This is a genomic window from Streptomyces pyxinae, assembly GCF_024756275.1.
Classification (GTDB): domain Bacteria; phylum Actinomycetota; class Actinomycetes; order Streptomycetales; family Streptomycetaceae; genus Streptomyces; species Streptomyces pyxinae.
In genome coordinates this window covers 14,833-33,934 of the sequence record NZ_JANUGQ010000001.1, presented here as the reverse complement: position 1 = coordinate 33,934, position 19,102 = coordinate 14,833, and the positions used below count along the sequence as shown (strand labels likewise).

At 74.6% G+C, this 19,102-nt stretch carries 16 protein-coding genes; 11 read left to right on the top strand and 5 right to left on the bottom strand.

Annotated elements, in window-relative coordinates:
• Positions 1–131 precede the first annotated feature (131 nt).
• On the top strand, positions 132–1,601 hold the full coding sequence (locus NX801_RS00145) for an MFS transporter (RefSeq protein WP_309505752.1): 1,470 nt from the start codon (positions 132–134) through the stop codon (positions 1,599–1,601).
• Positions 1,602–1,709: 108 nt separating this feature from the next.
• Here NX801_RS00145 and NX801_RS00140 read toward each other — a convergent pair whose 3' ends face one another.
• A complete protein-coding gene (locus NX801_RS00140) occupies positions 1,710–2,099 on the bottom strand; it encodes a YybH family protein (RefSeq protein WP_258784634.1) in 390 nt (129 codons plus the stop codon).
• A gap of 174 nt (positions 2,100–2,273) precedes the next feature.
• Here NX801_RS00140 and NX801_RS00135 point away from each other — a divergent pair, with 174 nt between their 5' ends.
• The 7 genes from NX801_RS00135 (at position 2,274) to NX801_RS00105 (ending at position 8,019) form a co-directional block, all read left to right on the top strand.
• On the top strand, positions 2,274–3,170 hold the full coding sequence (locus NX801_RS00135; RefSeq protein ID WP_258784633.1) for a LysR family transcriptional regulator: 897 nt from the start codon (positions 2,274–2,276) through the stop codon (positions 3,168–3,170).
• Positions 3,171–3,277: 107 nt separating this feature from the next.
• Positions 3,278–4,225: a thioesterase family protein gene (locus NX801_RS00130; RefSeq protein WP_258784632.1), complete on the top strand. Its 948-nt coding sequence runs from the start codon at positions 3,278–3,280 to the stop codon at positions 4,223–4,225.
• Between the two features lie 146 nt (positions 4,226–4,371).
• Complete coding sequence (locus NX801_RS00125; protein WP_258784631.1) at positions 4,372–4,539, top strand: hypothetical protein; 168 nt, start codon at positions 4,372–4,374, stop codon at positions 4,537–4,539.
• A gap of 462 nt (positions 4,540–5,001) precedes the next feature.
• Positions 5,002–5,778 carry a TSUP family transporter gene (locus tag NX801_RS00120; protein WP_258784630.1) on the top strand — a complete coding sequence of 259 codons (777 nt, stop codon included), beginning with the start codon at positions 5,002–5,004 and terminating at the stop codon, positions 5,776–5,778.
• Positions 5,779–6,074: 296 nt separating this feature from the next.
• On the top strand, positions 6,075–6,236 hold the full coding sequence (locus NX801_RS00115) for a hypothetical protein (RefSeq protein ID WP_258784629.1): 162 nt from the start codon (positions 6,075–6,077) through the stop codon (positions 6,234–6,236).
• 283 nt (positions 6,237–6,519) lie between these two features.
• Entirely contained in the window at positions 6,520–6,789 is a 270-nt protein-coding gene (locus NX801_RS00110; protein ID WP_258784628.1) for a DUF4190 domain-containing protein, read from the top strand.
• A 66-nt stretch (positions 6,790–6,855) separates the two neighbouring features.
• A complete protein-coding gene (locus NX801_RS00105) occupies positions 6,856–8,019 on the top strand; it encodes a cysteine desulfurase family protein (protein WP_258784627.1) in 1,164 nt (387 codons plus the stop codon).
• 162 nt (positions 8,020–8,181) lie between these two features.
• On the opposite strand, the gene NX801_RS00100 is transcribed toward NX801_RS00105, so the two are convergent.
• The 3 genes from NX801_RS00100 to NX801_RS00090 all read right to left on the bottom strand — a co-directional run bounded on the left by NX801_RS00100 (position 8,182) and on the right by NX801_RS00090 (position 13,148).
• Positions 8,182–10,008, bottom strand: coding sequence for a trypsin-like serine peptidase (locus NX801_RS00100; protein ID WP_258784626.1), 1,827 nt, complete (start codon positions 10,006–10,008; stop codon positions 8,182–8,184).
• Positions 10,009–10,872: 864 nt separating this feature from the next.
• Positions 10,873–12,480 (bottom strand): S1 family peptidase, encoded by a 1,608-nt coding sequence (locus tag NX801_RS00095; protein ID WP_258784625.1) that lies wholly within the window; start codon positions 12,478–12,480, stop codon positions 10,873–10,875.
• Positions 12,481–12,551: 71 nt separating this feature from the next.
• Positions 12,552–13,148, bottom strand: coding sequence for a hypothetical protein (locus tag NX801_RS00090; RefSeq protein WP_258784624.1), 597 nt, complete (start codon positions 13,146–13,148; stop codon positions 12,552–12,554).
• A gap of 349 nt (positions 13,149–13,497) precedes the next feature.
• Between NX801_RS00090 and NX801_RS00085 the strand changes: the two genes are divergently transcribed.
• From NX801_RS00085 to NX801_RS00075, 3 genes are all read left to right on the top strand, one after another.
• Complete coding sequence (locus NX801_RS00085; protein WP_258784623.1) at positions 13,498–17,379, top strand: polymorphic toxin-type HINT domain-containing protein; 3,882 nt, start codon at positions 13,498–13,500, stop codon at positions 17,377–17,379.
• Positions 17,369–17,860 carry a hypothetical protein gene (locus NX801_RS00080; protein ID WP_258784622.1) on the top strand — a complete coding sequence of 164 codons (492 nt, stop codon included), beginning with the start codon at positions 17,369–17,371 and terminating at the stop codon, positions 17,858–17,860. Before NX801_RS00085 ends, NX801_RS00080 begins: the two co-directional genes overlap by 11 nt.
• Positions 17,861–18,057: 197 nt before the next feature.
• Complete coding sequence (locus NX801_RS00075) at positions 18,058–18,240, top strand: DUF6480 family protein (protein ID WP_258784621.1); 183 nt, start codon at positions 18,058–18,060, stop codon at positions 18,238–18,240.
• Positions 18,241–18,327: 87 nt separating this feature from the next.
• On the opposite strand, the gene NX801_RS00070 is transcribed toward NX801_RS00075, so the two are convergent.
• Positions 18,328–18,954 carry an N-acetylmuramoyl-L-alanine amidase gene (locus NX801_RS00070; RefSeq protein WP_428986044.1) on the bottom strand — a complete coding sequence of 209 codons (627 nt, stop codon included), beginning with the start codon at positions 18,952–18,954 and terminating at the stop codon, positions 18,328–18,330.
• Between the last annotated feature and the right edge of the window lie 148 nt (positions 18,955–19,102).

The window sequence follows — 19,102 nt, the reverse complement described above, 5'->3', positions numbered from 1 at the left end:
CTCGCGCCGGCTGTGCGAGAGAGGGGCCTGGCTGGGATTCCGGGTGTCGACGAGCCTCTTCCTTCGTGACCGCGCGTGCCGCGACCGAGCGCGCCGGGTGTCAGGAAACACGAGGAAAGGGACTCGACGTCATGTCTGTCACTGATGTGGAGGCGGCCGGCACCGCCTCCGGCACCGCAGCGGACACCGCCTCCGGCAGCGCGGCCGGGGCGGCCCCGGTCGCGCTCACCCCCCGGCTCCGGCTGGTGCTGGTGCTGTTGCTCGCGGCCCAGTTCATGCTGGCCGTGGATTTCTCCATCCTGAACGTGGCGCTGCCGGTGATCGGTGAGGGCCTGGGTTTCTCGCTGTCCCATCTGCAGTGGATCGCCACCTCGTTCGCGCTGTGCGCGGCCGGCTTCACCCTGCTGTTCGGCCGCGTCGCGGACCTGTTCGGCCGCCGCCGGCTGTTCCTCGGCGGCCTCGTCGTCCTGGGCGCGGCCTCGCTCGTGGGCGGTCTGGCGCGGAGCCCCGAGGTACTGATCGCGGCCCGCGTCTTCCAGGGCCTGGCCACCGCCGCGGTCACCCCGGCCGGACTCTCGCTGCTGACGACCTCGTTCCCGGAGGGCCCGCTGCGTGAGAAGGCGCTCGGCCTCAACGGGGCGCTCATGTCGGCCGGATTCACCACCGGCGCCGTCCTCGGCGGTCTGCTGACCGACCTGCTGTCGTGGCGCTGGGCGTTTTTCGTCAATGTGCCCGTCGCCCTCGCCGTGCTGGTCATCGCCCCGGCGGTCATCAAGGAGTCCCGTCCCGACGAGCGCCCCGCGCTGGACCTGCCCGGCGCCGTCAGTGTCACGCTCGGCCTGCTGGCTGTCGTCTTCGGGCTCACCCGGGCGGGCGAGAAGGGCTGGGGCTCGGTGGAGGCCTTGGTGCCGCTGGCCGTGGGTGTCGCCCTGCTGCTGGTGTTCTACGCCGTCGAGCGCACGGTGTCCGCGCCGCTCGTGCCGCTCGGTGTGCTCGGCAAGCGGTCGGTGGCCTGGGGCAACATCGCCGGTCTGGTCGCGTTCCTCACCGAGACCTCCCTGGTCTTCCTGCTGACGCTCCACCTCCAGAAGGTGCTCGGCTTCTCGCCGCTCGCCGCCGGGCTGTCCTTCGGCGTGCTCGGCATCGGAACGGTCCTCGGCGGCACCATCGCCCCGAAGGTCATCGGACAGATCGGCAGCACGTCGACGCTGATCACCGGCGGCCTTCTGCAGACCGTCTTCACGACCGCGCTGCTCGGCCTCGGGGACGACCGCTCGTCGATGTGGCTGCTGCTGATCGGCACCTTCGCCGGTGGGGTCGGCAACATGCTCGTCATCGTGGGCTTCATGGTCACCGCCACCTCGGGGCTCGCCGATCACGAACAGGGCCTGGCCACCGGCCTCGCCACCATGACCCAGCAGGTCGGCATCACCATGGGCACGCCGGTCATGAGCGCCGTCGCCACCGCTGCCATGACCGGGGCCGGAGCCCCGGCCGTCCTCGGCGGTCTGAAGGTCGCGATCGCGGTGAACGCCGCCCTCGTGCTCCTCGGCACCCTCACCAGCGCCCTGTTCCTGCGCACCCGTTCGCGTACGCGGTGACGGCGGGCGGTACGAGCCGCCCAGCCGCCCGTCACCGCTGTGCGTCCGGCGGCCGGCGGGCGCGTGTGTGCCGGCCACCGCCGCGGCGCGGGGGTGCGGCCGAGGGGGTCAGGCGCCGGGCGGGGTGAACTCGGGCTGGTCGAGTACGCGCAGCCAGCTGCCGTCGGGCTGGCGCCGGACCACCTGGGCGCGGGCGCCGGCCCCGTCCTTCGGCGGGGTCGAGGTGAGGGCGAGGTCGCCGCTGATCAGCGTGGGCAGTGGCGATTCCGGCTCGAAGCGGGGGCGGCCGGACAGCACCTTCTCCCACAGCGCGCGGATCGCCTCCCGCCCGACCGTCAGCTCACCGGGCGGATAGGCCAGCACCGCGTCCTCCTCGTAGAGCGCGGCGACTCCGGCCGCGTCCCCGGCGTTGGACCGCTCCACGAACAGCCGGGTGATCTCCTCGGGCCGCATGGCCCTCGCGTACTCCGGCTTGTCCGTCGACTCGTGCTCCGGCATGGGCTCCTCCTGGCGTCGGTGGACCACCTTCGGCCTTCGGGCTTCGGTCGTCCGTCTTCGGTTCGTCGGTCTTCGGTCCGGACTTCGGCCTTCAGTCCGTCGGTGCTTCCAGCGTGGTCGGCGGCCGGTCAGAAGTCCAACAGATGGTTTTGCTGGAAGCTAGAATTCGGAGTCATGGAGCTGAGGCAGCTGGAGTACTTCGTCGCGGTCGCCGAGGAGCGGAACTTCACCCGGGCCGCCGAGCGAGTGCACATCAGCCAGTCGGGCGTCAGCGCCCAGATCCGCCGGCTGGAACGGGAGCTCGGCGCCGAGCTGTTCGACCGGTCGGCGCGCACCGTCACCCTCACCGTCGCCGGAAAGGCCGCGCTCGAGCACGCGCGCGCCGCACTGGCCGCCGCCGGAGCGGTCGGTCAGGCGGTGGGCGAGGTGACCGAGCTGATCCGGGGCCGGCTCGCGGTCGGCATGGTCATCGGCTGCACCGTCACCCCGCTGTTCGACGCCCTCGCCGCGTTCCACCGGGCACATCCCGGGGTGGAGATCTCGCTGCTGGAGGAGAACTCCGGCCGGCTGGTGGAGGGAGTGCGCGCCGGTGCCGTCGACATGGCTCTCATCGGTGCGGCGGCCGCCACCCCGGACGGGCTGGAGGCGCTGACCATCGTCAGCGAGCGGCTCGTCGCGGCGGTCCCGGCCGGACACCCCCTGGCCCGGCGGCGGCGGGTCGCCCTGCGGGACCTGGTCGCCCACCCCCTCGTGTGCATGCCGCCCGGCACCGGCCTGCGCGCGGTGCTGGACCGCGCCTGCGCGGCGCGGAGCCTCCAGCCCTCGATCGCGCTCCAGGCCAGTGCCGCGGACGCCATCGCGGACCTCGCCGCCCGCGGGCTCGGGGTCGGCGTCCTCAGCGCCTCGATGGCCGCGGATCACGGAGACCGGCTCATCGCCCGCACCATCGAGGACATCGAGACGCCGGCGCTGCTCGCACTGGTCTGGCGGGGCGCGCACAACCCCGCGCTGCGCGAGTTGCTCGTCCACGGCCGGCGGGCGTTCGCCGGGCCGGAGTCCGCCCGGCGGTAGCAGCCGGCCTTCCGCAAGGAAAGCTACCGCTTAGTAGTTGGCTGTTGTACTGTGCGGCCGAGGCCCGCCGGCACCGGCCGGGCGGGGACCGGGGAGAGGGGCGACGCATGAGCGGCGAGGCAGCCGACCGGGAGACGCGAGGCCGGGAGACGGACGGCCGGGAGACGGAAGGCCGGACGACTCATGGCCCGGGGACGGGCGCGGCGGGCGGTCCGGAGAGGGCCGGCGGTGGGTCCGGCAGCGAGTTCGACCGGGACACCGCCGTCACGCTCCGGGAGCCGGGGGTGTACGACGCCGGGCTCTCGGCCGGCTGGACCATTCTGGGCGCCGTCAACGGCGGCTACGCGCTGGCCGTGCTCGGCCGGGCGCTCGGCGCGGCGCTGCCGTACACCGACCCGTTCAGCGTCTCGGCGTACTACCTCACCCCCTCGCTGCCCGGCCCCGCCGTGGTGCGCACCGAGACGATCCGTACCGGCCGTACGCTCTCCACCGGTCAGGCGTCGCTCCTCCAGTACGCCGAGGACGGCACCGAGGTCGAGCGGATCCGGGTGCTCGCCACCTACGGCGACCTCGGCGCGCTCCCGGAGGAGGCCCGTACCGCCGCCAAGCCGCCCGCCATCCCGCCGCGCGAACTCTGCCTGGGCGCCGCCGACCACCCGGCGCCGCCGGACTCGTCCGCCTGGGCCATCGCGGACCGGCTGGACATCCGGCTGGACCCGGCCACGGCCGGCTGGGCGGTCGGCGCCCCGTCCGGCAAGGGCGAGATGCGTGCCTGGTTCGGGCTGGCCGACGGCCGGGACGCCGATCCGCTGTCGCTGCTGCTGACCGTCGACGCCCTGCCCCCGACCTCGTTCGACCTGGGCCTCTCGGGCTGGACGCCCACCATCGAGCTGACGGCGCACATCCGCCGCCGCCCGGCCCCGGGGCCGCTGCGGGTCGCCATCTCCACCCGCAATCTGGCGGGTGGGTTCCTGGAGGAGGACGCCGAGGTCTGGGACAGCGCCGACCGGCTGGTCGCCCAGTCCCGCCAGCTGGCCCGCGCGCCCCGGGGCTGACGGCCCGGGGAGGCGCGGGAACCCCGGGCGGGGGCGGCTCCCGCCCGGGCCGGACGGGCCCAGTCCGGGTCCGTCGAGCGGAGGTGGGCGACCGCGTACGCCCGGCCGCCCAGGCTGAGGGCGCGGAAGAGCCCGGCGGCGGCCGCATGGACCGGCCCGACCAGCTCGGCGACCGGGCGCTCGGCCACCAGCCGCCGGCCCGGCGCGAGCGCGGCCGGCGCCCGGTTCCGGTCCGGGCGCCGGAGCGGAACCGGGCGCCGGTGGCCTTCACGATCGGGTGCCGGTCGCTGAGCGCCACCCTCGGGTGGAAGTAGTCCCCGGCCAGCTCCACCCGGGGCCCGAGCGCCCGGCGGCTCTCGGTCAGGAAGCCGGCCAGCCCGGCCGGGTCGAAATACATCAGCACTCCTTCGGCCGGCACCAGGACGGGTCGCCGCGCCGCCGGCCCGTCCGGGACGCGGGCTTCCGATGCGCCCGCCTTCGGAGCACCGGCTTCCGGGGCACCCGCTTCCGGGGCACCCGCTTCCGGGGCATCGCCCCCGTGGGCGCCGGCCTCCGGGGACATCAGCCCGTCCGCCCAGCCGGGCTCGGTGAGCGAGGCGGCGCGCAGCCGTACCGGGTCGCCCTGGTGCTCCGGACCGGACCGGGCCGCTCCCCTCCCTTCACAGCCTCGGGGAGGCGGCTGGGTCCGGGCCGCGCCGGGTACTCTTCGGCGCGGCCGGCCGGCGAGACGGTCGATCAGGTGGCCGAGTGGCCGAGTGGCCGATTGAGCGGGGGAGATGACGGTGGACGCCTTGGGGGCGGCGGGGCTGCTGGGCGCGGCGACGGCGGCGGGCTGGGTGGACGCGGTCGTCGGTGGCGGCGGCCTGGTGCTGATCCCGGCGCTTCTCATGGCGTTCCCGGCGCTGTCGCCCGCCGTGGCGCTCGGCACCAACAAGCTCACCGCCATCTCCGGCACCACCGTGGCCGCGGTCACCTATGCCCGGCGTACCGGACCCGACCGCTCCGTCGCCCTGCCGGCCGCCGGTCTGGCCGTCCCGGCCGCCGGGTTCGGCGCGCTCTCGGCGTCCGCGCTGCCGGCCGCCTGGTTCCGGCCGGTGATCATGGCGCTGCTGATCGTGGTCGCGGTCTTCGTCGCCGCCCGGCCGGCCTTCGGGGCGGTCCAGGAGTCGCCGGAGGCGGTCAGCCGGCACCGGCGGATCTTCGTGGTGGCGTTCGCCGGCTGCGGGATCGGTTTCTACGACGGGGTCTTCGGACCCGGTACCGGGACCTTCCTGATCATGATCTTCACCTCCCTGCTGGCCATGGAGTTCCTGGAGAGCTCGGCGCTGGCCAAGGTGGTGAACGTCGGCACCAATCTGGGCGCGCTGACGGTCTTCGCCGCGCAGGGGCAGGTGCTGTGGACGCTCGGCGCCGCGATGGCGGTGTGCAACGTCCTCGGCGCCCGGCTGGGCGCCGCCACCGCGCTGCGGCGGGGCTCCGGCTTCGTCCGTACGGTGCTGCTGGTGGTGGTGACCGGCATGGTCGTCAAGCTCGGCGTCGACCAGTTCGGCTGAGCGGGCCCGGCGGCCTCCGGCGCCGTGACGCGACCTGGGCGCTGAAGGCGCGCCGGGGGGAGTCTGGGCGTGGCCCCCGCGCGCTGCCGGGCCGGGGGCTGTGACGCGGCTCGCGCGGCGACGGGCGGGAGCCGTGCGATAGACGGGACGAGGCCGGGTACACGCCTATCCGGACCGGCGATCAACTCCGCCCACCAGGCGTGAGGTCCGCCGCCGGCGCCGTCCGTGCCGCCCGGGGTCGTGCGGGATCCGCGACCGGCGCCCGGCCGTTCACCCGCCCATGGAAGGAAACGTCCATGTTCGTCCTTGTCGCCGCCCTGTTGCTGCTGGGTGTCGTCCTCGGGACGGTGGCCCATGTGCCCGTCCCGGTCAGCATCGCCGTCGCCGTGGTCATCGGGGCCTGGCTGTTCCTCTTCGCCGGCCGCGAACGCCTCACCCGCCGCCGACACCAGCGCTGACCCCTGGCGGTTCCCGGCCCGACCCGGCCGTGAACCAGCGCCCGACCCAGGCTCGCGGCGGGGCCGACCCGGGCTCGCAGCAGGGCCCGACCCGGCCCGAAGCCCGGCCCGGAGCGGCCCTGAAACACGGGTCGACATGGCCCCGAAGCGCGGCCCGGCGCGATCCCGGAGCACGGCCCGACGCGCCTCCGACGCACCCCGACGCACAGCGCCCCGCCCGCGACGCCTCCGTGTCACGGGCCCCGAGCCACCGAGCCCCTTCTCACAGAATCAGGACATCCCCGTGGAGATCACCGCATCCCCGCGCCGTCGCACCGGCACCCGGGACGCCGACGGCATGGCCGTCACCTCGTTCGTCCTCGGCCTGGTGGGCCTGCTGATCGGCAATATCGTCCTCGGGCCCGTCGCCATCGGCCTCGCGCTCCTCGCCCTCCGGCGCGGCACCACCCGCCGCTTCCGCGCCTTCCTGGGGCTCGGCCTGGGCATCGCCGACCTCGTCGTACTGGCCGTTCTCGTCTCGATGGACCGCACCTGGTCCTGGGGCCTGTTCTGACCGGTCCCCGTCCGGGCCGGAGGCGGTGCCCGGGGCTCCGGGGGTGCTCGTAGAATCGGGGTCATCATGGCTTACCTCGACCACGCCGCGACCACCCCGATGCTTCCCGAGGCGGCCGAGGCGATGACCGCCCTGCTCGGCGCCACCGGCAACGCGTCCTCGCTCCACGCCGCCGGACGCCGGGCTCGCCGTACCGTCGAGGAGGCCCGCGAGGCCCTGGCCGAGGCGCTCGGGGCGCGGCCCAGCGAGCTGGTGTTCACCTCCGGCGGCACCGAGGCCGACAACCTGGCCGTCAAGGGCCTCTACTGGGCCCGCCGGGACGCCGACCCGCGCCGGGTCAGGGTGCTCGCCAGTCCGGTGGAGCACCACGCCGTGCTGGACGCCGTCGACTGGCTCGGCACCCACGAGGGCGCCACCGTCGAGTATCTGCCCGTCGACCGCTTCGGCCGGGTGAGCCCCGAGGCGCTGCGGGAGGCGATCGGACGCGGCCCGGAGACCGTCGCCCTCGCCACCGTGATGTACGCCAACAACGAGATCGGCACCCTCCTGCCGGTGCCGGAACTGGCCGCCGTGGCCGCCGAGTTCGAGGTGCCGCTGCACACCGACGCGGTGCAGGCGTTCGGCCAGGTGCCACTGGACTTCGCCGCCTCCGGGACGGCCGCCATGACCGTCTCCGGGCACAAGGTCGGCGGACCGTACGGCATCGGCGCCCTGCTGCTCGGCCGGTCCCAGACCCCGGTCCCGGTCCTGCACGGCGGCGGCCAGGAACGACAGGTGCGCTCCGGCACCCTGGACGTCCCGGCGATCGCCGCCTTCGCCGTGGCCGGCCGGCTGGCCGCCGAGCGCCAGGAGCGGTTCGCCCGGGAGGTCGGCGCGCTCCGGGATGAGCTGATCGGCGCCGTGCGCTCCGCCGTTCCGGACGCCGTGCTCAGCGGCGACCCGGCGGACCGGCTGCCCGCCAACGCCCACTTCGCCTTCCCCGGCTGCGAGGGCGATTCCCTGCTGCTGCTGCTGGACGCCCAGGGCATCGAGTGCTCGACCGGCTCCGCCTGCACCGCCGGGGTCGCCCAGCCCAGTCATGTGCTGCTGGCCGCCGGGACCGCGCCGGAGCTGGCGCGGGGCACCCTGCGCTTCTCGCTCGGCCACACCTCCACCCGCGCCGATGTGGAGGCCGTCGCCAAGGCCATCGGCCCGGTCGTGGAGCGCGCCCGTACGGCCGGTCTGAGCTGACGGGTCCCGTCACCGTCTTCCGGCACGCCCCGGTCCGCGCCGGTTTCCGGTACGCCCCGGTCCGCGCCGTTCTCCGCTACGCCAGGGCCCCGGCCCTCCGAAGAGGGCCGGGGCCGATCCGGGCGGGCCGGACCTGGATCCTGGTCCGGCCCCGGGCCGGGGTCAGCCGACGATCTGCACCTCGCGGTGGGTGCCGGCGGCGTCCACCTGCGGGTAGACGCTCAGTGCCCCGTCGGTCCACCGTACGAGCACATCGTCCCGGGTGGCCCCGGTCCCGGTGAACGCCCCGGGGGCGACGAGAGCGGCATTGACCCAGGGCGACTTCGCCGGCCGGACCTTGGTCTCGCCGTGGAAGCCCTTCTCGTCCACGGCCGGGTGGATGGTGGTCTCGCCGTCCTTCCAGCGCACGATCAGGTCCGAGGTGCGGCCGCCGGTGAACTCCCCGGCGCCGACCTGCTCGGCGTACGTCCACGTCTTGTCGCTCACGACCAGGTGGGTGCCCTTGCTCACACCACGGGTGTCCAGGTCGGGGTAGATCGTGACGGTGCCGTAGCTCCACACCACCAGGAGGTCGTCGCGGGCGGTGCCGTTGAAGCGGCCGACCGTGATCAGCTTGGCCTTCTGCCAGCCCTCGGCCTTGATGAGCTGCTTCTCGTCGTGGAAGCCGCGCTCGTCCGCGTGGGCGTACTCGGTGACCTCACCGTCCACCCAGCGCACCACCACGCCGTCGGTGCCCGGCCGGAACGAGCCTGCGGAGATGGCCTGGGCGTGCTTCCAGACGCTGCCGGCCTTGGCCACCTCGTACCGCGCGGAGAACGGGACGGCCGGGTCGGCGGAGTCGCTGCCCCGGAACAGCGAGGCCGAGCCGTCCGTCCACACCACCAGAAGGTCGTCGCGGTTCGCGCCGGTGAAGTTGCCCGAGGTCATCAGCCGGGCGTTGCGCCACTTCTCCGGTGTGCCCGGTGTGAAGGGCGCCGCCGGGGGGACGTACGGGCCGGGGTCGCTGTGCCGGTCCTGCTGGGCGTCCTCGTAGAGCCGGAGGAACCGGTCGCCGTAGAGCGGGCTGTACGAGATCCGGTTGTACAGCGGGTCGCTCGACGGAACGGCGGGGCCGCCGCCGTTGAAGCCGCCGACATTGCCGATGATCTCGCCGGTGCCCTTGGCGTCCAGCCGGGAGAACCAGGGGCCGCCGGAGACACCGCCCCACATGCCGGCGCAGTCGATCCGCATCTGGTGGAAGCCGGCGAGCGCCGCCGTCCGGGTCGCGCAGCGCACCGGCCGGTCCTCGGGGTTGTGACCGACGCTGGGGTAGCCGATGACCGTGACGTCATTGGCGGCACTGGGAGTGCGGGCGACGGTGTTCCCGCCCACCACGTCCTCCAGCTTCCGGTCGCCGTCCGCCCGGACGCGGCCGAAGGCGAAGTCCAGATCGGAGTCGGCCGCGCGGCTGTTGCGCTGGTAGCGGGGGTCGGTGAACCACTCCTCCACCGGCCAGATGCCGTGCGGCTGTCCGGCGAGGGGCTTGGCCGGGTCGTAGCGGGGGACGAACACGGCCTTGGAGTTGACGCAGTGTCCCGCCGTGAGGATCAGATCCCGCCCGCTGCCGTGCACCGAGGCGGCGGAGCAGTAGTGCGCCCGCATGTCCTTGTCGACGGCGAACAGCATGCCGACCGAGTCGACGCCGTCGAAGTGGACGGAGGTGTCGCCGCCCCCTTCCCGGCCCTGGCCGACCGCCCTGGGCCGGCGGGAGGTCAGCGGGGCCGGCGGGGCGGGGGCGGGGTCGGTCGCGGAGCTGATGCGCTCCGGGGTCCAGAACCGCAGGGCCTCCTCGACCGTCCAGCCGTCACCGGCCGGGCCGGGCGTGGGCGAGGCCGTGGGCGTGGGCGTGGGTACGGGGGTGGGCGCGGCGAGCGCGGTCGCAGGGGTGAGCAGTGTTCCGCAGACCACCAGCACGGCGGCGAGTCGGCGGAGAGGGCGTCCATGGGACACGTCTGGGCTCCTGGTACGGGAGACGGTACGACGGGATACGAGTGGCAACGCGATACGAGTGACGACGCCATACGAGTGACGTCGGGAAGAAGCGGGGTACGGACCACGGAGGCGATCCGGCGTCCGGTGGCCCGGGAGCCGTCCGGGCGAGGACCGTCGGAGCGGCGGGCGAGCCCGGCGGGATCCGGTCCCGGTCCGGAGGCTCCGCCCCGGGCCAAGTCGGGGGGCGCACCTCGGGCCACGGGCCCGGAAGGCCCGGGCCGGACCGGGAGCCACCGAAGCCGCAGCCCCGAAGGCCCGGTCCCGGCCGGGAAGTCCGGCCCCGGCCTCGGAGCCCGCCCGCGCGCACGGCGCGAGTTCCGGTGTGGCACGGCCGAACGCCATGCGCGGTACGGCAGTTCGCCCCAGGGCCGGGCGCGGGCACGCTCGGCACCGAAGCCGCAGGCCCGGAAGCCTCCGAGGCCGCGGCCCCGGAAGGTCCCAGGGCACGGCCCCGGAAACCGCGCAGCCGCACCCGAGGCCCTCGAAGGCCCGGCCCGCCCGGGCCGACCGGATGCCGGCCCGGGCGGATGCCGGGGCGCGGCCCGGGTGCCTCACGGCCCGGGCACCTCGCGGGCGCCGGCCCGGGACGGCCCGGGCGCGTACGGTACGCCGGGCGGCTTCACACGGCGGCCCCGCGCGGGGCACCCGGCGCGCGGCCCGCCCGGCACGCACCCGGCGCGGGTCCGGGAGCCGGCCCGCCCGGTCCGCGAGGCGGGCCCGCACGGGACACTCGGAGCGGGCCCGGGAGACGGTCCGGGGGCCCGGCCGGCGGCGACCCCGGAGCCGCGAGGCATCGGGGTCACCGCCGGTGTGCCGGACGGCTCAGTCGTTGATCCGGACCTCGCTGTGGAGGCCGGCGGCGTCCACCTTCGGGTGCAGGGTCAGCTTGCCGTCGGTCCAGCGGACCAGCACGTCGTTGGGCGCCTTGTTGGTGGTGAAGGCACCGACGGTGAGGACCTTGGCGTCGATCCAGGGGGACTTCGGCTCCCGGATCTTGGTCTCGCCGTGGAAGCCCTTCTCGTCCACGGCCGGGTAGATGGTGGTCTCGCCGTCCTTCCAGCGCACCATCAGGTCCGAGGTGCGGCCACCGGTGAACTCGGCGGCGCCGATCTGCTCGGCGTACGTCCAGGTCTTGGACGTCTTGACGATCTGGTTCTCCTTCTTGAGCCCGTTGGTGTCGAGGTCCGGGTAGAGGGAGACGGTGCCGTTGTCCCAGACCACCATCAGGTCGTCACGGCTGGTCCCGCCGTTGAAGCGGCCCACCGTCGCCAGCTTGGCCTGCTTCCACGCCTCGGTCTTGGCCAGCATCTTCTCCTGGTGGAAGCCCTTCTGGTCGACGCGGCCGTACTGGGTGACCTCGCCGTCCGACCAGCGGACGAACAACCCGTCGCCGCCGGAGGTGAACTCGCCCCCGGAGATGGCCCGGGCGTGCTTCCAGACGCTGTCGGCCTTGGCCAGCTCGTACCGCGCCGAGAAGGGGGTCTCCGGGTTGCTGGTCTCACTGCCCTGGAAGAGCGAGACCGAGCCGTTCGTCCAGCGGACCAGCAGGTCCATGTGACGCTTGCCGCCCGCCGAGCCGCCCGTGAAGTAGCCGGAGGCCAGCAGGTCGGCCGTCTTCCAGTCGACGCCCTTCATCCGGCCGCGGAAGGTGGTGGTACGGACCCAGTCCGCGATGTCGTCGACCCGGGTGGAGACGGCCCCCTTGCGGGTCTCCGTCCCGCTGCCGAGACAACCCCCGGCCCAGGAGCGGCTGGTGACGGCCACCAGCTCGGTGGAGCCGTCCGTCTCACGGAGGGCGGGCCCGCCGTTGTCGCCCTTGCAGAGGGCGGTGCCCGCTGCCGTGGGCTCCAGGGGGACGGTGGTGGCCGCGGCCTCGCCCGTCACGAAGGCGCCGGCGCGGAGCCGGTCGGGCACCCACTCGTCGGCGGTGCGGCCGTAGCCGAGCGCGGTCAGCTGCTCGCCCGCGCGGGGAGCCGCGGTGGCGAGCCGGACCGGAGCCGTACCGGTGACCGGCGCGGCGAGCCGGGCCAGCACCAGGTCGCGGTCGGTCCGGGGCACCAGTTCCACCACCTCGACGACGCTGCCGCCGCCGGCCGAGAGGTCGGCGCGGCCGATGGTGGCGGTGGTCTTCCAGCGGGGCGCCCCGGCCGTGACCTTGCCGGTCGCCGGGTCGTCCGCGAAGCAGGAGGCCGCGGTGAGCAGCCACTGCTGGTCCACCAGCGTCCCGGTGCAGGCGCGGCGTCCCGGGCCGATGTCGAGCTTGGCGGTGTAGGCGTACGTGGCGTCCGCCGGCCCGCCGCCGGCGACGGCGTGCGCGGGGGCGGCGGTGACCGCGCCCGCGGTCAGCGCGCCGGCGGTGACGGCGAGGGCGGAGAGCAGGCCGGGCACGCCGGTGCGGGTCCGGCGCGCGGAGGTGCGCGTGGCGGTCATGGTGGTTCCTTCGGCGGTGATCGGGGCGCGGTACGGCGTCTCCGGGCGCGACGCGCCCGGGGCGGGCCGGCTCACGCGGTCACCCTGAGTTCCACCAGCACGGCCGGCCGCGGGTCCTTCTGGTCGCCCTCGCCCACCGGCTTGTAGTCGTCCTTCGGGATGTCCACCGTGGTGGACTGGCCGTCGACGGTCAGCTTGGCCCGGACCGCCCGGTCATCGGTGCGGATGGCGTGCACCCGCTTGACCTCCAGCGCGAGGTAGCCGGTCTTCCCGGTGACCCGGAAGCAGTAGCGGCCCTCGGCGTTCTGCAGGGTCCACACCTGGATCTGGTGCGGGGCGGCGCAGTCGGTCAGCAGGATGTGGCCGTCGCCCTGGCGCAGCGCGATGCCCTTCTCGGCCAGCAGCCGGCCGGCGTCCGGGTAGGCGAAGTCCTCGACGGCCGGCGGCGGTGTGTCGTCCCCGGCGGTCGCCGTCGCGGGCGCCCCGGCAGGCGCCACCGCGGCGGTCCCGGCGGTCGTCGTTCCGTCCGTCGCCGTGGTCGCCGTGGTCGCCGTCATGGCCGTCGTGGCGGTCCGGGTCGTGGCGGTCGCGGTGGTCGTCGCGAGGGTGCCCCCCAGCGCCGCGACCGTGCCCACGAGTCCCGCGAGCAGTGCTCCACGCGCGCGCAATTTCACGAGTTTTCCCTTTCAGCGGAGCGGCGCACTCAGGCAGCCGCATAGAAGGCCCGTTCCCCCAGGGCCTTTTCAGAAGGTACCACTGGCCGTCGCGATTTCTTCACAGACAGCATGCATAACGAAACAATAACGCATTCATGGTGAAGGCAACCACCGTCAGGCAATTCGCATCCGCACCGGAATTAATTATTCCACTTTTTCCGGGCGATGTCCGCCGAGAGGCCGGATATATGCTCTGCGCGCCGATGTCCGGCGAACCCGTCATGACCGGACGGGTTTATTGAACGGAAAACAAAACGTGAATAGAGCAGGGGGAGGGCGATGGGCCCGTGGCACCCGGACGGTGTGTCTCGGTGCCCTGGCGCTCACGCTGACGTTCGGGGCGGCCGTTCCGGCCCAGGCGCGGGGACCGCAGGTCACAGCGGCGGAAACGCTCACCGACCGGGAGCGGGTGGTGCGGCTCTGGGACGCCGGGGGACCGGCCGTACGGGCCGCGGCCGAGACCGCGCTGCTGGGATCCGACGCCGATGTGCGGCAGTTCCTGGACACCGAGAACGCCGTTGCCGAGCGTCATGACCGGCAGCTGCTGTTCTCGCAGATCTATTCGGTCAGTGGACCGAGCGTGCGGGAGGCGGCGCTCAAGGCGCTGGACACCGGAAAGCCGGAGGAACTGAGCGCCTTCCTGAAGGACGGCTGGCAGGAGCCGCTCACCCGTGACCGTCAGCTCCAGGTCTCGCAGCTCGTCAGCGCCGGCGGCGGCAACCTCAAGGCGGCCGGGGTGGCCGCGCTCGACGGCGGCCCGGAAAAGGTGCGGGACTTCCTGGAGAAGGGCCAGTACACCGCCCGGGAGGCGGATGACCGGCTGGCGCTGTCCAGGATCGTGAGCACCGGCGGCCCGGCCACCAAGGCCGCCGCCATGGCCGCCACCGAAGGCACCATCGACGACATCCGGGAGTTCCTGGAGGTCGGCCAGTACACCGCCGCCGCCCGGGACCAGGAGCGCGCCACCGTCGCCCAGCTGGCGGAACGGGCGTCCCGGGCCGGTGTCCAGGCCAAGCGGCAGACGGACGCCGCCAAGGAGGCGTCCGCCCGCGCCGTGAAGGCGTCCGAGCTGGCCAAGGCGGCCGCCGTCCAGGCGGCCAAGGAGACCGCCCAGGCCGGCAAGGACTCCAAGCGGGCCGCCAACGCCTCCGCCCGCGCGGCCCAGGCGGCCCGGGGCGCGGCCGCCGCCGCCCAGCAGGCCATCACGGCGGCCCGGGCCGCCAACTCCGCCGCCCGGGTCGCCGCCGCCGCGGCCTCCGAGGCGGCGGCAGCGGCCGCGGGTGCCGCCGAGGCCGCCGCCAACGCCCGGGGTGCCGCCGCCGCGGCGGCGAACGACGCCAACGCCGCGTCGTTCGCCCGCAAGGCCGCCGAGCAGGCCCGGGACATCGCCAAGCAGGCCCGGCAGGCCGCGATCGCCGCGCAGGCCGCGGGGATCGCCGCCGCGGCGGCCGGTTCCGCCGCCGCTTCGGCGGCCGACGCGGGCGCCAACGCCGACGCCGCGGCGGCCGAGGCCGCCCGCGCCGGAAGCCTCGCGACCGCCGCCGGAGCGCACTCCGCCGAGGCGGACGCCGCCGCCGCGACCGCCCGCCGCCAGGCGCGCGAGGCCGGCCGCGCGGCCAGCGCCTCCCAGGCCCTCGCCAATGAGTCCTCGGCCGCCGCCTACCAGGCCAGGGACGCGGCCAACAGCGCCGCCGACCACGCGGAGAAGGCCGCCAAGGCCGCCGAGGAGGCCGCCAAGCAGGCGGGCAAGTCCCAGCAGGCGGCCAAGGAGTCCGCCGCCCACGCCACCGAGGCCCAGAAGGCGGCCGACACGGCCACCGCAGCGGTGGCCCAGGCCCGCAAGGTCTTCGACCTGACCCGGCGCAGCGAGGCCGAGGAACTGGCCACCCGTACCGCCGCCGCCATGGAGACGGCCCGGGAGCAGAAGGCCGAGGAGGACGCCCGGGCGGCCCGCGCCACCCGGACCGCCAAGACGGTCGCCGGCCTGGACGCCCTGGTGGACGGGCTGACCGAGCGCGCAGCCCAGCCGGGCGCCGATCGGTCCGGGATCGCCGCGAAGGGCCGGCTGCTCGCCCTCACCACGCTGAAGTCGCGGGGCCCCTGGAGCGTCGTCGCCGCCGAGGACGCCCTCGGTGGCAGCGACGCCGAGGTCGTCTCCTATGTCCGTACGGGCTGGCGCGAGGCCGCCGAGCAGGACGAGCGCGCCCGGGCCGAGCGGCTCGCGGACGAGGCGGACTCACCGGCCGTCCGCGGCGCCGCCGAGACGGCGCTCGCCGGGGACGGCGCGAAGATCCACGCCTTCCTCACCACCGGCCAGCACGAGGCCGCCGCCAACGACTACCGGCTGCGCGTCTCGCGCTCCGTGAGCACCGGCGGACCGGCGACCAAGGAGGCGGCGCTGGCCGCCCTGGACGGCGGCACCGGCGCCCTGCGCACCTTCCTCACCACCGGCCAGTACACGGCCCGCGCCAATGACGAACGGCTCCGCGCCTCGCAGCTGATCAGCACCGGCGGCCCGGAGCTCAAGGCGGCGGCCCGGATCGCGCTGGAGGGCACCACCCTCTCGCTCCACCAGTTCATCACCGTCGGCCAGTACCGGGCCAAGCGCAAGGACGCCCTGACCGTCACCCATACGGCCGATGTGCAGTATCTGATCGCCGGTGCCGCCGGGATCGCGGCCAAGGCCCAGCAGAACGCCGCCGAGGCCAAGCGGGTCGCCGCACTCGCGGCCAAGAAGGCGGACGACGCCAAGGGCTGGGCGGCCAAGGCGAAGGACGCCGCCGACGACGCGAAGAAGTTCGCCGCCGACGCCGACAAGTCCGCCGACGCCGCCGCCGCGTCGGCCGAGGACGCCCGCGCGTCGGCCAAGGCCGCCCGCAAGGCCGAGGCCGAGGCGAACGAGTCCGCCCGTGAGGCCCGGATCTCCGCCGAGAAGGCCCGCGCCTCCGCCGCCTGGGCCCAGAGCTCCGCCGCCGAGGCGTCGGAGTCGGCCCGGCAGGCCCGTGCCTCCGCCGACGCCGCCGGCCAGGACGCCGACGCCGCCGACAAGGCGTCCAAGGAGGCCAAGAAGATCTCGGAGACCAAGCGGCGCGCCGAGGAGGAGCAGCGGCGCCGCGACGAGGCCGCCCGCAAGGCGCGCGAACAGGAGATCCGCGAGGCGATCGAGGCCGCCGAGAAGGAGGCCCAGGAAGAGGAGGACTCCGGCTGGAGCTGGTCCGACGGCGGGCATCTGCTGCTCGACGTGGCCGGACTGGTCCCCGGCGTCGGTGAGTTCGCCGACGGCGCCAACTGCGCCTGGTACGGCTCCGAGGGCGACGCCCTGAACGCCGGTCTCTCCTGCGCCTCGGCCGTCCCGGTCGCCGGATACGGGGCCTCCGCCGTCAAGTTCGGCAAGTGGGGCGACAAGGCGTACGGCTTCTTCAAGGGCATGTTCGGCCGCGCGGAGAAGGCGTGCAAGGTCCCGGTGCCCAACAGCCTCGTCCCCGGCACCCGGGTGGTCATGGCGGACGGCACCTACCGGCAGATCCAGGACGTCCGGCTGGGTGACCGGGTCCTCGCCACCGACCCCCGGACGGGCCTCACCGGGCCGCAGACCGTCCAGCGGCTCATCACCGGCGGCGGCGCGAAGAGCCTGGTGCGCCTGACCGTCCGCGCCGGTGCCGGAGCCACCGGTGCCGCCACCGGCGGCGAGCTCACCGCCACCGACAACCACCCGTTCTGGGTGGTCGGCCGGGGCAGCTGGGTGCCGGCCGGGCGGATCGTGCCCGGAGACACCCTGCGCACCCCCGACGGCGGCACCTGCACGGTCACCGGCACCCGCTCGTGGGCCCAGGTCCAGCGGGTCCACAACCTCTCCGTCGGCAACGTCCACACCTTCTACGCCCTGGCGGGGAACACCCCGGTCCTGGTGCACAACGACGGCGGGTTCGACTGGGAGAAGGGCCTGGAGGACCTCAAGAACTCCTGGGACAACGGTGACCTGGACGACGACGGCAAGCACTCGCCGCGCGGCAACCAGGCGGAGAACCGGGAGTTCAACGACGCCCTGCGCGCCTATGAGCGCGAGTCCGGCAAGAAGATCACCCCGGCCCAGCGGCGTGCGCTGCACGACAACATCACCGGCCGGGGCTACGACTACCATCGGATCATCGAGGAGGCCAAGGGGTTGTTCGGTGGTTGCTGAGCGGAAGACCGAGCGGAGGACGGAGACCGGTCCGGACGCCGGCGACGTCCGGGCGCTGTTCGACGGGGCCGTGTTCCGGTCCGTGGGCCGGGCGGTGAGCATGGGCGTGATGGAGTTCACCGGTCCGGACGGCAGGGAGGTGGCCCTCCACATCCAGTGCCGGTTCCGGATCCTCCACAAGGATCGGGTGATCATCGGGTCACAGGACATGCGATACCCGCGCAAGGGTGCGGGGGCGGACGCCTTCGACGCCTTTCAGACGATGTACGACACCAACGCCGAGAAGCTCACCGGTGTGCTCGGCGAGGCCCGGCCCCGGGTGGCCGGGGTGACCCTCGGCCGGGCGGGCGCGCTCACGCTCGACTGCGAGCACGGCTTCGCCATCGAGGTGTTCCCGGACTGCTCCGGTCCCTTCGAGGCATGGCGGGCCTTCGCCCGGCCCGACGGGGACCACCTGGGGTATCCCCCTGAACTGCTCTGAGGCGCCCTGAGCCACTCCGAGCCGATCCGGGCCGGACCGATCGATCCACGGTCGGGCCGGCCCCGGGCCGTGTCGCCCGCCCCGTACCGGGCGGGCGGCACGGCCCTTCCGTTTCCGCGTCTGTCACACCGGGGCCCGGGTCCCCGGCCCGCCGCGCGCCGCATGCGGACCGGCCGGACCGGGCCCAAGCTGAAGACATGACCGAACCACTCGTACCGCCGGAAGAGACACCGCCCGTCGAGGGCTCGACGGCCGAGGCGCACGAGGAGCGCGCCGACGGCGGCCCGTGGGAGCACCCGGGTCTGTGGGTGTGGCTCGTCATCATCGGCGCCGCCCTGGTCGCCGGCTACTTCGTCGCCCGGATGGCCTCCCTCTTCTGACCCGGGAGCCGAAGCCGTACGCGCGTCCCGCACGGAAGCCGCACCCGCCCCGGGAGGCCGTACGGGCTCCGCCGGGGGCGCCACGCCTCACCCCCCGGCCCGCTCCTTCCGGGGCGGCGCCGCCGCGCGGACCAGCCGCAGATACCGGTCCCAGTCCCAGTGCGGCCCCGGGTCGGTGTGGTCGGTGCCCGGCACCTCCGCGTGGCCGATGATGTGCTCCCGGTCGGCCGGGAAGCCGTACCGCGCGCAGATCCCGGCCGTCAGCCGCGCGGAGGCGGCGTACATCGCGTCCGTGAAGTCCTCCGGCCGGTCCACGAAGCCCTCGTGCTCGATGCCGATGCTCCGCTCGTTCATCTCCCGGTTGCCCGCGTGGAAGGCCACGTCCAGCTCGCGGATCATCTGCGCCACATGGCCGTCCTCGCGCACCACATAGTGGGCCGCCGCCCCGTGGAACGGGTCCTTGAACACCTTCAGGGCGGTCGGATAGCTGCCCTGGACGACATGGATGACGACCCGGTCGACCCGGTAGTCGTCCGGCCGGTCGGCCCGCCGCCAGTTGGCGCGGGAGGCCGCCGTCCACTCCGCGCCCGGGTGGTCGAGCGCGCCCTCCACCCGCTCCTTCTCCACCCCCGGCACCAGCCACCAGTACCGCTCCAGTTCCTCGCGGGCGAGCACCGCCCCGCCGAGCAGGGCGGCGCCCCCGCCGATCAGCAGGGCCCGCCGGCCGAGCCGCCGGCCGTCCGCGCCCTTCCCGGTCCCGGCGCCCCGGCCGCCGCCCCCCTTCCGGCTCCCGCCGGTCCCGCCGGCCCTGCCTCTCCCGCTCCTCCCACTCTTTCCGCTGGACCCGCTCCTTCCCCCGTTC